At 72.4% G+C, this 14,320-nt stretch carries 12 protein-coding genes; 6 read left to right on the forward strand and 6 right to left on the reverse strand.

All coding sequences use genetic code 11. From position 1 onward, the window contains the following. The first annotated feature begins 69 nt into the window (after window positions 1-69). Together ACZ4FV_RS05560 and ACZ4FV_RS05565 are read left to right on the forward strand one after the other, a co-directional pair. A complete protein-coding gene (locus tag ACZ4FV_RS05560; RefSeq protein WP_402234196.1) occupies window positions 70-927 on the forward strand; it encodes an enoyl-CoA hydratase-related protein in 858 nt (285 codons plus the stop codon). Between the two features lie 206 nt (window positions 928-1,133). Then, a complete protein-coding gene (locus ACZ4FV_RS05565; protein ID WP_395863172.1) occupies window positions 1,134-1,607 on the forward strand; it encodes a MarR family winged helix-turn-helix transcriptional regulator in 474 nt (157 codons plus the stop codon). 21 nt (window positions 1,608-1,628) lie between these two features. Here the strand turns inward: ACZ4FV_RS05565 and ACZ4FV_RS05570 are convergent, their stop codons facing one another. Together ACZ4FV_RS05570 and ACZ4FV_RS05575 are read right to left on the reverse strand one after the other, a co-directional pair. After that, on the reverse strand, window positions 1,629-3,896 hold the full coding sequence (locus ACZ4FV_RS05570; protein WP_402234194.1) for a RelA/SpoT family protein: 2,268 nt from the start codon (window positions 3,894-3,896) through the stop codon (window positions 1,629-1,631). A 243-nt stretch (window positions 3,897-4,139) separates the two neighbouring features. Then, window positions 4,140-5,276: a phosphotransferase family protein gene (locus tag ACZ4FV_RS05575; RefSeq protein ID WP_395863176.1), complete on the reverse strand. Its 1,137-nt coding sequence runs from the start codon at window positions 5,274-5,276 to the stop codon at window positions 4,140-4,142. A gap of 241 nt (window positions 5,277-5,517) precedes the next feature. Here ACZ4FV_RS05575 and ACZ4FV_RS05580 point away from each other — a divergent pair, with 241 nt between their 5' ends. Further along, window positions 5,518-6,330, forward strand: a complete 813-nt coding sequence (locus ACZ4FV_RS05580; protein ID WP_395863177.1) for a phosphatase PAP2 family protein — start codon at window positions 5,518-5,520, stop codon at window positions 6,328-6,330. Between the two features lie 278 nt (window positions 6,331-6,608). Beyond that, window positions 6,609-7,274 (forward strand): HAD family hydrolase, encoded by a 666-nt coding sequence (locus ACZ4FV_RS05585; RefSeq protein ID WP_395863179.1) that lies wholly within the window; start codon window positions 6,609-6,611, stop codon window positions 7,272-7,274. A gap of 299 nt (window positions 7,275-7,573) precedes the next feature. Here ACZ4FV_RS05585 and ACZ4FV_RS05590 read toward each other — a convergent pair whose 3' ends face one another. Next, complete coding sequence (locus ACZ4FV_RS05590) at window positions 7,574-8,623, reverse strand: transcriptional regulator (RefSeq protein ID WP_402234190.1); 1,050 nt, start codon at window positions 8,621-8,623, stop codon at window positions 7,574-7,576. A gap of 345 nt (window positions 8,624-8,968) precedes the next feature. On the opposite strand from ACZ4FV_RS05590, the gene ACZ4FV_RS05595 reads away from it, so the two are divergent. Both ACZ4FV_RS05595 and ACZ4FV_RS05600 read left to right on the forward strand, forming a co-directional pair. Further along, on the forward strand, window positions 8,969-9,418 hold the full coding sequence (locus tag ACZ4FV_RS05595; RefSeq protein ID WP_395863183.1) for a hypothetical protein: 450 nt from the start codon (window positions 8,969-8,971) through the stop codon (window positions 9,416-9,418). A gap of 401 nt (window positions 9,419-9,819) precedes the next feature. Then, window positions 9,820-10,155, forward strand: a complete 336-nt coding sequence (locus ACZ4FV_RS05600; protein WP_395863185.1) for a hypothetical protein — start codon at window positions 9,820-9,822, stop codon at window positions 10,153-10,155. Window positions 10,156-10,301: 146 nt separating this feature from the next. Here the strand turns inward: ACZ4FV_RS05600 and ACZ4FV_RS05605 are convergent, their stop codons facing one another. The 3 genes from ACZ4FV_RS05605 to ACZ4FV_RS05615 are packed head-to-tail and all read right to left on the reverse strand — an operon-like array spanning window position 10,302 to window position 14,316. Beyond that, window positions 10,302-11,645 carry an AAA family ATPase gene (locus ACZ4FV_RS05605; protein WP_395863187.1) on the reverse strand — a complete coding sequence of 448 codons (1,344 nt, stop codon included), beginning with the start codon at window positions 11,643-11,645 and terminating at the stop codon, window positions 10,302-10,304. Next, a complete protein-coding gene (locus ACZ4FV_RS05610; RefSeq protein WP_395863189.1) occupies window positions 11,642-13,183 on the reverse strand; it encodes a serine/threonine-protein kinase in 1,542 nt (513 codons plus the stop codon). Before ACZ4FV_RS05610 ends, ACZ4FV_RS05605 begins: the two co-directional genes overlap by 4 nt. Continuing rightward, window positions 13,180-14,316 (reverse strand): hypothetical protein, encoded by a 1,137-nt coding sequence (locus tag ACZ4FV_RS05615; protein WP_395863191.1) that lies wholly within the window; start codon window positions 14,314-14,316, stop codon window positions 13,180-13,182. The genes ACZ4FV_RS05610 and ACZ4FV_RS05615 overlap by 4 nt, the downstream gene beginning before the upstream one ends. Window positions 14,317-14,320 lie beyond the last annotated feature (4 nt).

Here is a 14,320-nt window from a genome sequence, read left to right on the forward strand (position 1 = left end):
GAGGTGATCACGCGGCAGGGTGGCCGGACGGGTATCGCCGGCACGCGTTCGAACCTGCGGGGGGCTTGCGTGGACTACGAGGAGATCTCGACCTCGATCGAGGCCGGCGTGCTGACCGTGACGCTGGACCGGCCGGACCGACTCAACGCGTACACCTACCGGATGGGCCGGGAGATATCGCACGCGTTGGATGTCGCGGACGAGGACGACGACATCCGCGCGGTGGTGTTCACCGGACGCGGGCGGGCCTTTTGCGCCGGGGCCGATCTGGAGATGGGCGCCGACGCGTTCGACCCGGGCGCGCACGCGAAGCGGTTCGACGACGCGGTGGACGACGCGGAGGCGTTCCGCGACGACGGCGGTCGGCTCGTGCTGCGCCTGTACCGCTCGAAGAAGCCGCTGATCGCGGCGATCAACGGTGCGGCAGTGGGCGTGGGCGCGACCATGACACTGCCGATGGACTTCCGGATCGCGTCCTCCGCGGCCCGGTTCGGCTTCGTCTTCGCCCGGCGCGGGATCACTCCCGACGGCTGTTCGACGTGGTTCCTGCCCCGCGTGGTGGGGCTGGACCGGGCTCTGGAATGGTGTTTCACCGGCCGGGTCTTCGACGCGGCGGAGGCCGCGGAGGCCGGCCTGGTCCGTGCGGCGGTGCCGCCGGAGGAGCTGCTCCCGCGCGCCCGGGAACTGGCCCGCACGATCGCCGAGAACACCCCGGCGGTGGCCATCGCGCTGACCCGGCGGTTGTTGTGGGGCATGCAGAGCGTGCCCGACCCGGAGACCGCCCACCTGCACGAGTCCCGCGCGCTGCACTGGACCGGCGGCTCCGCCGACGTGCGCGAGGGCGTGGTCGCCTTCCTGGAGAAGCGCCGTCCGGACTTCCGCCTGCGGGTGAGCACGGACCTGCCGGATCTGCCGCCGATCCCGTAGTCCGAGACCGTGTGTCCGAGACCTTGCGTGGGTGCCCCGCGCGGCGGATTCGGCCGGGCCGGGGCATCGTGGAGATGCCGGGTAGGGGGCGCGCGCCGCGCGGCGTCGGACGCCATTCCGGTGCCCATTACAGCTTGTTGTGTTTTGCAACCGTTTCGGGCACTCTTGGCGCACATTCAGGGCGCAAGGTGTTGAGGAGCAAGGCGATGTCGGACAGCGTTGAGCGGCGAGTGGTCCGCGAGGTCGGTGCGGCCACCCGGTTGATTCGGCTGTTGATGGCTCCCCCGCTGCAAGCGGCGGGAATCACCCAGGCGGAATACCACCTGCTCGCCCACCTGGAGGAACGCGGCACCTCCACCGGCAAGGAACTCGCGTGCCGACTGAGCCTGGACAAGACCACCATCAGCCGGCAGTTGACCGCGCTCGAGGAGGCCCGGCTGATCGCCCGCACCACCGATCCGACCAACCGCCGATCGCACCTGATCACCCTCACCGACGCCGGCCGACTGCGCCTGGCCGACGCCCGGCAACGCAGCCTCGCGGTGATGGCGGAACGGTTCACCTCATGGCCCAAGGAGGAGTTGGGCGCGCTCGCCGACCACCTGGCCCGGTTCAACGACGTACTGCGCGGCGACTCCACCGAAGCCGCCGAGCAACAGCGGCAACAAGCACAGCAGTAGCGGACGCGCGAGCCGCCGGGCCTAGTTGTCCGCCACCCGCGGATGCACGCGCGGCCGGGCCCGGTAGACGTCGTAGACGCCCTGCACCCGGCGCAGCGCCCGCAACAGCTTCGGCAGTGTCGCGAGGTCGGCCAGCCGGATCGTGTACGTCTGCCGCACCCGCATCTGTTGCGGCGGCGCGATCGAGGCCGAGGTGATGTCGGCACCCTCCGCGTCGATCGCGGCGGTCACGTCGGCGAGCAGCCGGGGGCGGTCCAGCGCCTCGATCTGCACGGTGACCCGATAACCCTGATCGGCCTGGTGCGGCAGCCACGACGCGGCCACCACGTCGCGGCCCGCGCGGCGCATCTGCTGGACGTTCGTGCAGTCGGAGCGGTGTACCGCGACCGTGCCGCCGCGGATCACGAAGCCGGCCAGTTCGTCCGGCGGCACCGGGGTGCAGCAGCGGGCCAGTCGGACCGGGGCTCCGGGCGAGCCCGGCACACTGACCACGGCCTCGCCGGGGTCGGCCGGTGGGCGCCGGGTTCGGGCCGGGGCCTGCGCGGCGTCCGCGGGGGGCCCGGCAGGCTCCGGGACGGTCGTCGTCGGTGCGCCCTGCGCGGCTTCGCCGGCGGCGGCCAGATTGCCCAGCGGTGGGGCCAGCAGCGGGTCCATCCGACCCTCGACGCCGTGCGGGTACTTCGCCAACCAGGCTTCGATCGCGACCCGGGCCAGTGGGCTGCGGACGAACGAGAGCCATTCCTTCGACGGTGCCGCGGCGCCGGGCGGAGCGGTGATGATGGACACCGTCTCGCCGTCCGCGAGCACCGAACTCAAGGCCACCAAGCGGCCGTTGATCTGCGCGCCGATACATCGGTGCCCGGTCTGCTCACCCATCGCGTAGGCCGCGTCCACGCACGTGGATCCGGCGGGCAGGGTCAGCGGGCGGCCGCCGGGGGTGAAGACCAGGAGCTCGCGGTCCGCCGACAGGTCGGCGGTCAGCGAGCTCCAGAAGACGTGCGCGTCCGGGATGCCGCCCTGCCACGCGAGCAGCCGGTGCAGCCACGCGAGCTGCTCGGGGGCGTCCGGCCCGGTGTCCGGTTTGCCGGTGTGCGCGACCACGCCGAACTCGGCCAGTCGATGCATGCGCCGGGTGCGGATGAGCACCTCGACCTTGTCGCCCTCGGGCAGCGTGATCGCGGTGTGCAGGGACTGGTACAGGTTGAACTTGGGGGTGGCGATGTAGTCCTTGAACTCGCCCGCGATCGGCGACCAGCAGGTGTGCAGTACGCCGAGCGCGCCGTAACAGTCGGTGTCCGCGTCGACGACGATCATCAGCCGGGACAGGTCGAACGGTCCCAGGTCCTCGCGCCCTCGACGCTTTTGTACTCGGCGCACCGATACGTGGTGCCGCGCGCGCGGCGATACCTCCGCCTCGATCCCGGCGTCCCGCAGCGCGCGTTTGACCGTCGCGCACAGCTTGGACACGGCCTCGTCGGTGGCCGCCTGGCTCGCGCCGACGGTGCGCGCGGTGGCGGCGTGCTCCTCGGGGCGCAGCGTCGCGAAGACGATGTCCTCCAGCTCCGACTTGAGCACGTGGATGCCCAACCGCTCGGCGAGCGGGATGAACACCTCCTGCGTGGCCTCGGCGGTGCGGATCTGACTGGCCCGGCGGCGATATCGGATCGTGCGCATGTTGTGCAGCCGGTCGGCCAGCTTGATCACGGTCACCCGCAGGTCCCGACCGGTGGCCACGATGATCTTGCGCATCGTCTCGGCCTCGGCCCGGTCGCCCAGGTCCACCCGCTCCAGCTTGGTCACGCCGTCGACCAGGTGCGTGACGTCGTCGCCGAACGCCGCGCGCACCTCGTCCAGGGTCAGGTCGGTGTCCTCGACCGTGTCGTGCAGCAGCGCGGCGACCAGCGTCGTGGTGTCGGCACCCAGCTCGGCCAGGATCGTGGCCACCGCGAGCGGATGCGTGATGTACGGCTCGCCGCTCTTGCGCATTTGCCCGCGATGGGACAACTCCGCGACCGCGTACGCCTCCTGAATGGCCGTCACATCGGCCTTCGGGTGGTGCACGCGATGCACTTGGAGCAGTGGTTCGACCGCGTCCGGCGTGCGTCGGCGGCTTCCGGTGAGGAAGGTGACAGCGGCCAGACCCAGGCGTTGGATGGGTTGTTGGACAGGCCGGCGGGAGAGTCGTCCGACGCGGTCGGACATGCTCCGGCTCGGAACGTCACCCTCGGCTCGCGGCGCACCCTTGGGCACACCCGCACCGGCCGGCGGGTCGAGTCCCCCGATCGTCATGCGGCACCTCCGGCAGCTACCCCCGGAGTCGCCCCCGGTGATTCATGCTACCGACAACAACACGGACCGTGTCCGCGTGATGTCGCCCGTCACACACGATCACCCGCACGGGTCATGGCGCCCGCTACGGATGATGGTGAAGAGCCCAGCCTAACCCCTCGGGATCTTGTCCGGGCGCGCACCCACCGGGACCGGGGGGCGCACCCGTCGCGCGGCGGGCGTGCGAGTCGTGGTGACAGGGCGTCAGTTCCCGTCCGGGCGCTCCCGATACGTGCCCGCGATCATGGCCTCGATCAGTCCCCGGTGCAGCACCGTCTCGTCCAGGTCGGCCGGCTGCTCGCGCTCGCCGAAGTGCCACTGCCGGTGCGCGATGCGAGCCATCACCACGCCGTGCCGCACGGCCGCATACATCTCGAAGTACCGCATGTCGCGCGGCGTGTGGCCGGTGAGCTTCTCGTACTGCGCGCACACGTCCTCGGTGCGCATGAAGTCGGGCAGGCCCGGCATGCCGTAGCGGGTGGCGATGTCCTGGAAGAACGCGTGGATGAAGATCATCCAGGCGATGTCCAGCTCGCGCGGGCCGACGGCGGCCATCTCCCAGTCCAGTACCGCGGTCGGTTCGAAGTCCACGTAGAGGATGTTGCCGATCCGCGCGTCGCCCCAGCTGATCACGTCCGGGCCGACCTCGGTCGGGAAGTTGTCCTCCAGCCACGCGAAGGCCCGGTCCAGGAGCGGCACGCGCTGCCCCTCGATGCCCCACTCGTAGAACGCGCGCAGGTCGTCCAGGTGCCGGCGCAGCGCGTTCTCGCCGGTGCCCTCGTACTGGAGGAAGGCGATCTCCTCGGGCGTCGTGTCGATGCCGTGGATCGCGGCGACGACGGCGACCGACTCCTCCTGGAGCCGGCGACGCTGCTCGGGCGTGGCCGCGAGCATCCAGCCGTCGATCGTGTACGGCATCACGTCCGGCGGCGCGGCGCCCTCGGCCCGGCGCATCACGAAGAACGGGGCGCCCAGCGCGCCCTCGTCCGGCTCGTTCCACAACAACGCGGGCACCGGGATCGAACAGCGCTCGCCGACCAGGGTCATCACCGCGTACTGCTTGTCCAGGTCGTAGGTCGGGAAGACCGGCTTGGCGTCCATCGACGGGCGCATCCGCACCACGCAGCGCTCGGTGCGGCGCTCGCCGTCCACCGTCCAGGTCGCGTCGAACAGCAGGGTCTCGCTGGACATCCCATTGCCGGAGGGCGCCTTGAGCTCGGATATCTCCGGGTCGGCGCCCTCGGGCAGCCGACCGGCCAGCCACGCGAGCAGTTGGTCGTGCACCGTCGCCAGGTCCCGTGTGCTCGTCTGCGGACGGGTGACCTCGTCGGGGTCGGCCACGACAACCTCCGGTATCCACGTCGCGATGTGCGACGGGCGCTGCCGGACGTCCCTGCCGACGCCCGGTCCCCGCCCTGCCGGCGGCGGTTGCCCGCCGGAAAAGTGAAACACGTTCTATCATGTGTGACACGTGTCATCAATGGCCGCGCGGCCCGCCGCGGCCCGGACGCCCGGGGGATCACCGGCCGGAACGCCCGGACGCGGTGCCGGGTTCGGGTCCCGGGTGTTGCAGACTGGACGGATGCCCCCAACCTCCGCCACGGTCCGCCGGCGCCCGCGCTGGTGGACCGAGTTGCTGCTGATCGCGGTGTTGTACGAGGCGTACTCGCTGAGCCGACTCGTGGTCCGCGGCGACGTGGACGCCGCGCTGCGCAACGCCGAGCGAATACTGCACGTGGAGTCGCTGACCCACCTGGATCCCGAACGCGTGCTCAACCGGGTCGTCACCGACCACGTGTTCATCGGCGTGGTCTGCGACTACGCGTACGCGACGCTGCACTACGTGGTGACCCCGGTGGTGCTGTTCTGGTTGTGGCGCAGACGTCCCGAGCGCTACCGAGGCGCCCGCACCACGTTGGCGATCGCCACGGTGGTCTCGCTGGCGGGCTTCATGCTCTTCCCGACCGCGCCGCCGCGGATGATCGACGGCTTCACGGACACCATGGCGCACTTCGCGTCCTGGGGCTGGTGGGGCGCCGGCGCCAGCGCGCCGCGCGGCATGGAGCACATGACCAACGAGTACGCGGCGATGCCGTCCCTGCACGTGGGCTGGGCCGCGTGGTGCGGATGGCAGTTGTGGCGGCACGGACGCGGTCCGATGTTGCGCGGGCTGGGTGTGGCCTACCCGCTCTTCGTGGTCCTGGTGGTGCTCGGCACCGCGAACCACTACCTCGCGGACGTGCTCGCGGGACTCGCGGTGATGGGGCTGGGCGCGCTCGCGTCGCCGTGGGTGCTGCGCGGACTGGATCGGGCACGCGACGGGGTGGCGATGCGCCGAACGGGATCGGAATCGCCGGGACAACCGATCGTCATCGACCACAGAGATGCCGCTTAGTACCGCCGATTCGCGGCCGATAAAACGATTTCGATCAAGGTCGGCCTGATGCGACCTTCGAACGACGCTTGCCTGGCAGGCAAGCGGTACCTTCTGGGAGGTCCCGTGCCCGGCAACGGGAAGGATTCCGTCATCGGGTACACGCCGATCGGACAAGCCACCACATCGGTGGACGAACCCGATCGGGCTCGGCCTGACCGGCCAGACCCCGCCCGACGGACCCAGGGGCACGGCGAATCGGAGACGGGGCCGGCAGGCGACGAGAGCGGGGAGCTGTAATGCGGATCAGCGCCGTGGTGTTCGACGTGGGCGAGACCCTCGTCGACGAATCGCGCGAGTACGGCACGTGGGCCGACTGGCTCGGGGTGCCCCGACACACGTTCGCGGCCACGTTCGGGGCGGTGATCGCCCAGGGCCTCGACTATCGCGAGGTGTTCCAGCGCTTTCGGCCGGGCTTCGACCTGACCGTCGAGCGCGCCGCGCGCACCGCCGCGGGCTTTCCCGAATGGTTCGGCGAGGAAGACCTCTACAACGACACCCGCCCGTGCCTGAAGGCGCTGCGCGACCAGCACGTGTGGCTCGGCGTGGTCGGCAACCAGACCGTGAACGCGGGCGTCATCCTGCGCGGCCTGGATCTCGGCGTGGACCTGCTCGCCACCTCCGACGACTGGGGCATCAGCAAGCCCGAGTCGGCCTTCTTCGAGCGCCTCGTGGCCGAGTGCCCCTGCCCGGCCGAGGAGATCCTGTACGTCGGCGACCGCCTCGACAACGACGTCCGCCCCGCCCACCTCGCTGGCCTGCGCACCGCCCACGTCCGCCGCGGCCCCTGGGGCTACCTGGTAGCCGACGACCCCGAACTGATCGAGGTCACCGACCTACGCCTGGAATCCCTCGGCGAACTCCCCGCCGCCGTCGCCCGCATCAACGGCATCACAGAACCGTAACCCGCACCCCCAGCCCGGCCGGCACCGCAGCCAAAAACACCGACCGAGCAAACCGTCAGCCCGGCCGGCGCTCGAGGCCACCTCGGCCGAAGGCCAGGCAACCCAGCCCGGCCGGCGCTTGAGGCCAAACAGCCCGGCCAGCGCTTGAGGCCAAGCAGCCCGGCCGGCGTTTGAGGCCACCTCGGCCAAAGGCCAGGCAACCCAGCCCGGCCGGCGCTTGAGGCCAAGCAGCCCGGCCGGCGTTTGAGGCCACCTCGGCCAAAGGCCGGGTAACCCAGCCCAGCCGGAGGCCGAGTGCATCAGGCCGCCCCCTCCCCGACCTGCCCGCCACCACCACCGCCGCCGCCGGCCCGCCCCCCACCCCCCGAGCGCAACCGATCGTCGACGTCCCGTACGAACGACTCCCCCGCCCAAGGCGCCAGCGAAGCCCGCACCGTCCGCACCCGATCCACCGCCGTCGCATACCCCTGCACACCGACCAGATCGAGCGCCTCCTCCAACAGCCGACACGCATCTTGCGGCTCACGCGCACCGACCGCGGTCGCGGCCAGCTCCGCGAGCGTCATCGCCCGCTGCTTGTGGCTGTGCGCCGGCAGCCCCGCGAGCGTGCGCTCCAGACTCGCCCGGGCCTCGGCCGAGCGCCCGGCCGCCACCTCCGCCGCGCCCCGGAAGCCCTCCAGACGCGCCGCCGAGAACCAGTCCAGCCACGCCGGCGGCCCGGTAGCCGTCCACGAACCGGGCGTCTCCGGCGGCGCGTACGTGTCGGCGGCACGATCCAGCAGCGGGAAGGCCGCGTCCGGCGTACCGAGCCGGACCTCCGCCTCGGCCGAGATCGCGTCCAGCCACGCCCGCAGGGTGGGCCCGGCGTCGCCACTCGTGGTCCGCTCCCGCGCGGCGGCCAGGGTGTCCCGGGCCTCCCCTCCCCTTCCGGTCCAGGCGGGCGCGAACGCCATGTGCCCGAGCACGGCGGCGGCCAACGAGCCGTCCCGGCCCCGGTCCGCCGCGTCCAGCGCCAGTTCCTGCCAGCGCCGCACGTGCGGCCCGCGCAGGCTCAGGTCGAAGAAGGCGATCCGGGACGCGAGCAGCGCCGTCTCCGCGATCGCGGACTGGTGCGCCCCATCCGGCCCCTCGGCCAACAGCCGGGCACCATTGCGGGCGTGTTCGGCCACCACCGGTAGCAGTCGTCCCGGTTCCTCGATCCAGTAGCGGGACCGCAGCCGGGCGGTGGTGGCGATGTAGGCGGCGGGATCGGGCAGATGAGCCGCCGACCCCGAGGATGCGTATGCGGCGGAATTCTTCGCCGTGAGGCCGGCGACGGCGGCGCCGGCCAGAAAGGTACGTCGTTGCATCGCGTCCTCCATACGCGTGGTGGTGACGGACATGCCTGCGTGGACCCGGTCACGCGAACCACCGGGCCCGTACGCTCCGTACTGGATCTCGATCGTGACCCCGTCCCACCTGCGGCGTCATGCCTCTAGCCCGTTAGGGCGGCAAGAGTCCTCAGCGCGTCCTACAGGAGTCCCACCGCGGGCCTCGTCACACGGTGTGCCGGCCTGGTTGCATCTAGGGCAGAAGCGGACGTCCCCGAAGTCGGACGCTTCGGGCTCGTGCAGGACGAAGAGGACGCTTCGAGGACCTCCCGGCCCCCGAGGACGATTCCGTTTCCACGACGAAACGAGAGGACCGCCTCACCGATGGACGCCGACGTGAACCGAACGACGCTGGCAGCGCTGCCGCAGGACGCGCTTCGGAACCCGTACGCCCCTCGCCTGGTAGCGGCAGGCGAGACGTTCGACGTGATCGAGGTGGAGGACCGGCTCGGCCGTGAGGCCCTGGCCACGCTGCACGCACACCGCGTGCCGGTCGGGCCGGTCATCTTCGATCGCCGTTACCGCCGGATCGGATTCCTCGTACCGCCGACCACCGTGATGCCGGTGCGGCCGCGCGATCGTCGGCTCGGCCCGCGCCACCACGGCCGGGGTGCCTGGATCACCTTCCCGCCGCCGCCGGAGCAGAACGACGGGCCGCTCGTGTGGCTCGTGCCGCCGACGCCCGACAACCGCCTGACGACGCTGCGACACGTGCGCGCGGCGATCGCCGAGGCCGCCCGCGCGCTCGCCGAGCGCCACCAGCAGGCGATCTGAGGTCGCCCAGGACGTACCGGTCGGGGACCTGACATCACGAGCGGCTCCCCCAATACCTGCTCGACCCGACCGGTACCGGTAGGACGCGATGCGCCCCCACGCCACAGCGCGTGGGGGCGCATCCGCTTGTCCCCACCTGCTCCGATCCGACCTGCTCCGAGAGGTTTACCGGGCGTCGAAACACGCCCGCGGCACCCGGTTCGCGCCGCCGAATCGGGGTTTATCGAAGCGGGGTCCGAGGTCTCGCGCCTCTTTCGGGCAAGGGTCTTTCGGATGGCGTCCGGTTGGCGACAATGGCAAGGGCACGGGATCTTGCGGACCCTCCAGGGTCGACCGATCCCGTCGCTCCCCCCGTCCGTATTCGTCGTCAGCACGTCTGCACTGTCGGAAGGAATCCGCGCATGCCGTCCGAGTCGCGCAAGCCCCGTATGCGGCCCGCGCCGCTGTTGTTCGAGCCCTCGGTTCCCGAGCCGCCCGACGAACGCTTCTTCGACCTGGACGATCTGACCGATCCCCAGGAGGTGCTGACCCGCTCCACGGATCTGGCCGAGGCGTTTCGCGCGGCGGCCGACCGGGCGGTGGACTACCAGGCGATGGCCGCGGCCCGGATGGCGGATCCGAATCGGTTCGACCACCTGACGACGGCTCAGGTCGCGGCGCGGGCGGGGTGGGGCGAGGAGTACACGGCGAAGATGATCGAGCACGGCCGGAAGCTGCTGCTGGAGCGCGGCGAGTAGCGCCCGACCACGAACGCCGGCCGGGCATGGCCCGGCCGGCGTTCGCACGTCCCACCCCGCCCACACGGACTCCCCCACACGGGCTCGCCCCGACGACCGACCACGCAATCCCACCCGACCGCGCCGGCCCACTCGGCGCCCCGACCTCACCTCGACAGCGCGACCCGGTGCCCCGCGAGTTCGGCCAGCACCGCCTGGTTCGCCTCCCAGCCGTCCGGGAAGTTGACCGGGACGCCGAGGTGGACCGGGTCGGCGGTGGGGTGCGCGTCGAGCAGTTCGGGGATGCCGGCCCTGGCCACCACCAGGCACGCGTGCCGATGCCGTGAGGCCAGCACGCACAGCCGCCCGGTCTCCAGGTGGAACTCGGTCGCGTCGCGCCGACCGGAGAGCGGGTGCAGCACCACGGTCACGTCGAACTCGCGACCCTGGAGCCGGTTCGCGGTGTCCACCACGATCTCCGCCGCGCCGAGCGTGCGCAGCGCCGACTCGACCCGGGCCCGTTGCTCGCGGTGGCTGACCCCGATCGCGATGCGTGACGCGTCCAGCGCGACCCCGTCCGGCGTGCGCTCGCCGATCGCGGTTCCGCCCCGCGCGAGCAGCCGCGCGGCGAGCGTCGCGACCGCGTGCACCGCCTCCTCGTCGGCCGCCGCGGTGAACCGCGCGGGCAACTCCAACAGGCCCCAACCGGAGGTCGCCGCCACGTCCACCACCGCGTCGTACGCGTCGTCCTCACGCGCCGCCTCGAAGCGCAGGAGCCGCTCGCCCGGACCGGTCCCCGAACGAAACGGGGTGAACGGATAGAACGCCTCGGACACCAGCGGCGCCGCGCTCGCGGGCAGCCGCCAGGACACCGGAAGCCGATGCACCGGCAGGTCCGGGTTGTGCCGGCGGAGCACCACCACCGCGCTCTGCGAGGGGTCGTAGGTCAGGCTGTGCCAACGCGAGGTGTCCACGGTGGCGAACGGGTCGAGTTGGCCGGGGTCGCCCACGAACAGCGCGCGGTCGAACAGCCGGGCCACCAGCAGCAGGGCGTCCGAGCGCATCTGGTACGCCTCGTCGACGATCGCCCAGGGCCAGCGCCGGTCCTGGACCAGCGCCCACTTGGCGGCGGTGGCCACCACCACGGCGCACGCGTCCAGCGCCTCGGCCTTCTCCGCGTTCACCACCGACGTGCCCACCAGCGCGGGCGGCAGCCGGTACCCGGTGGCGGACAGCCGACCCACCGTCAGCCCGGGGTGCTCCGCGACCAGCCGCACCAGCAGGTCGTCGACCTGGTTGTTGGTCTGCGCGACGATCATCAGCCGCTCGCCGCCCTCGGCCAACTCTCCCGCCGCGCGCACCACCAGCGTCGACTTGCCCGCGCCGGGCGGCGAGTCGACCACGACGCCGCGATGCGCCCCGGAGCCGAGGTCGGCGAGCACGGCGTCGGTCGCGGCGGCGGCGAGCGCGGCCGGGTCGCCCTCGGGATGCCGGGCCCGCACGACCGTCACGACCACTCCTCCAACGCGTCGTCGTCCGCCTCCGGGGCGGCCTCGGGTTCGGGTTCCGGCGGCGGACCGCCGTGCGTCCAGGGGGTGTCCTCGACGGCGGGCCAGTCCGGACCGCGTCGGAACTCGGCGATCAGCGAGGTCCAGCACAGGACTTCGCCGGGCTCGGGCACACTGCCCGGCTTGGGCGCCTTGCCGCCGCCCATCCCGCCGCGCAGTTCCAGCACGACCCGCCCGGGCTCGGTTTCCAGGACGCGCGCCTTCGCGTCCGGGCGCTCGACACACGCGAGGTCGGTCCCCGGTCCGAACAGCGGTTCGTCGTCGGTGGCAAAGCTCAACAGCGGGCGTGGGCGCGCGGTCTTCTTCCCCGGCTCGGCGACCATGCGCTCGGCGTCCACCGCGATCAGTTCGCCGCGGAACGCCTCACCCGCGAGCCGGACGGCGGCCATCAACAACGGGTCGTCGCGCACCTGTTCGGCGTCCAGTCGGGCCTGCGCCCGTTCCCGGGTGGCCAGTTGCGCGGCGGCGGAGATCGCCCCGGGCACCCGCGGCTGCGGGCGCGACTCGGGGTCGGCCAGATCCGCGGCGAAGAAGCTGTACGAGGCCCGGTCGGCCTCCCACCGCCCGGCCACCGAGGCCCCCACGGGCAGCGCGCCGAGCAACTCCACGCCGCGCCACATGCGATCCCAGGTCGGCATCAACTCGGCGGCCAGCGCGTCCCGGATCGCGTTCTCGGCGTCCCGACCACGCGGCCCGAGGTCGGCGCGCACACCGGTGTCGGCCGCCTCCTCACCTCGTTCCGCGGCCACCGCCTCGTCGAACGCGGCGATCAGCGGCACCAGTCGCTCGTCGAAGGCCGGATCGGTCGCGGGCCCCGCGGTCGGCCCACCCTCGACCTCCCGGGCCGCCCGGTCCCCGCGCTGCCCGGCCGGCGGGTCGATCCAAGCCAGTAGCGCGCCCAGTTCGCCGTCCTCCAGCGCACTCTGGCCGGTCGCCCACATCTGGGTGAGCAGGTCGGTCATCGCCAGCAGCACGCTCGATCCGGGCACCCCGGCCCGATCGGCGAGCCACGTGCTCCACCGGCCGAGCAGCGGGACCTCCGCGGCCACCGCGAACTCGCCCTCGGTGCGCCGGAATCGGGTGGAACGGCCGAGCAGCCGCAGATACTCGACACCGCCCGACGTGGGCACCAGCACCTGGGGCGCGTCCACGCTGCGTTCGTACGGGTCGTCGCCGCGTCGCTCGATCGTCTCCGTCTCGGCGGCGAAGGCGCCCAGATACGGCAGCAGCAGTCGACCCAGCTCGGCCGCGTGCGCGAACCGCCGGTCACGGTCTCGCGGTTGCGGTACGGCGAGCAGGTGCGGCCGCTCGCGCTCGGTCCCCACCAGCACGGCCAACGGCGCGAACGCCTCGCCCGCGAGCACGTAGGGCACCAGCACCACCGGGCGAGCGGACAGATGCCGGTGTCGGACGGTCGCGGCCGGTTGGGCCACCCCGGTCGCGGCGGCACGCAGTCGGCCGAGCGCGGCGATCGCGCTCACCCGACGCCGCCGAGCACCTCGGAGCGCAGCGCCTCGGCCCGGCGGAGCAGTCTGGCCACGTCCTCCTCGCCGGGCTCGGCGGCACGTGTGCCGTCGGCGAGCGCGAGCGCGTCGGCGATGTCCTCGATCCCGCCCAGCGCACCGCGCACCGCCGTGCCGAGCGTGCCCACGCTGCCGCCGCCGGGTGCGCAGCCGCGGGCCTCGTGCCGACAGAACAGCGCGAGTTCGCACGCGGAGAGACAGTCCGGGACGTACGCGGCGGGCACCTGTGCGACGGCCGCTTCGGCCCGATCGCCCTCGACGTCGAAGGTCAGCGTGTCCGGCAGTTCGCCGAGCAGGTCCTCCACCCCGGACAGGCGTTCCAACCGGCGCCGGGTGGTGGCCAGTTCGCGCCGTACGTCGAGCACGACGGCGACCGGGCGATTGGAGAAGTCCTGCGCGCACACCAGCACGATGTCGGTGGCCACGATCGCCGGGTCCAGGCCCAGGTCCGCGGCCAGTCGGCGCAGCGCGTGCACGTACACCGCGGACTGCCGGGTGGCCGAGGCGAGCTTGCCCGGGTCGGCGGACCCGTCGATGATCGCGAAGGACTTGATCTCCACCACGTACAGCCGCCCGGCCACCCGGCACGCCATCGCGTCCGGTTCCAGGTAGGCGCGGCGGCCGGCCACGTCCAACGGCAGCAGCGGGTGGTCCAGGATCGCGCACGCGTCGGGTTCGCCGCGGGCGGCCCCGAGCAGCGCTTCGCGGGTGCGGGCCACCCGTTCCTCGCGGCTCGGCCGGCCGGTGTTCTCGTGGTCGACGTCGACCAGCGCGCCGCCGTCCGGGTCGGCGCCCAGCGTCTCGGCGAGCAGTCGGCGCAACTCCGCTCCGCCGTCCGCCTTGACCCGGGCCTCGAACACGTTGCCGCGCCCGATCGCGAACGGCGATCGGCCGTAGCGTGGCGGGAAGCCGAGTCGGTCGGCGAGCACGGTCTTCTCGATGCCCGCCGCGTCGAGCACGCCCCGGCGGGCGCACCCCGGGTTGGCCGCGAGGGCGGCGACCGTGCGGGCGTTGTGATTGCGGGTGGGCAGTGTGCCGCGCAACTGCTCCAGCCTGCCGGCGATAGCGCCGGTGGTACCCGTCGTGCGCATGTCT

Source organism: Embleya sp. NPDC025285, assembly GCF_055558835.1.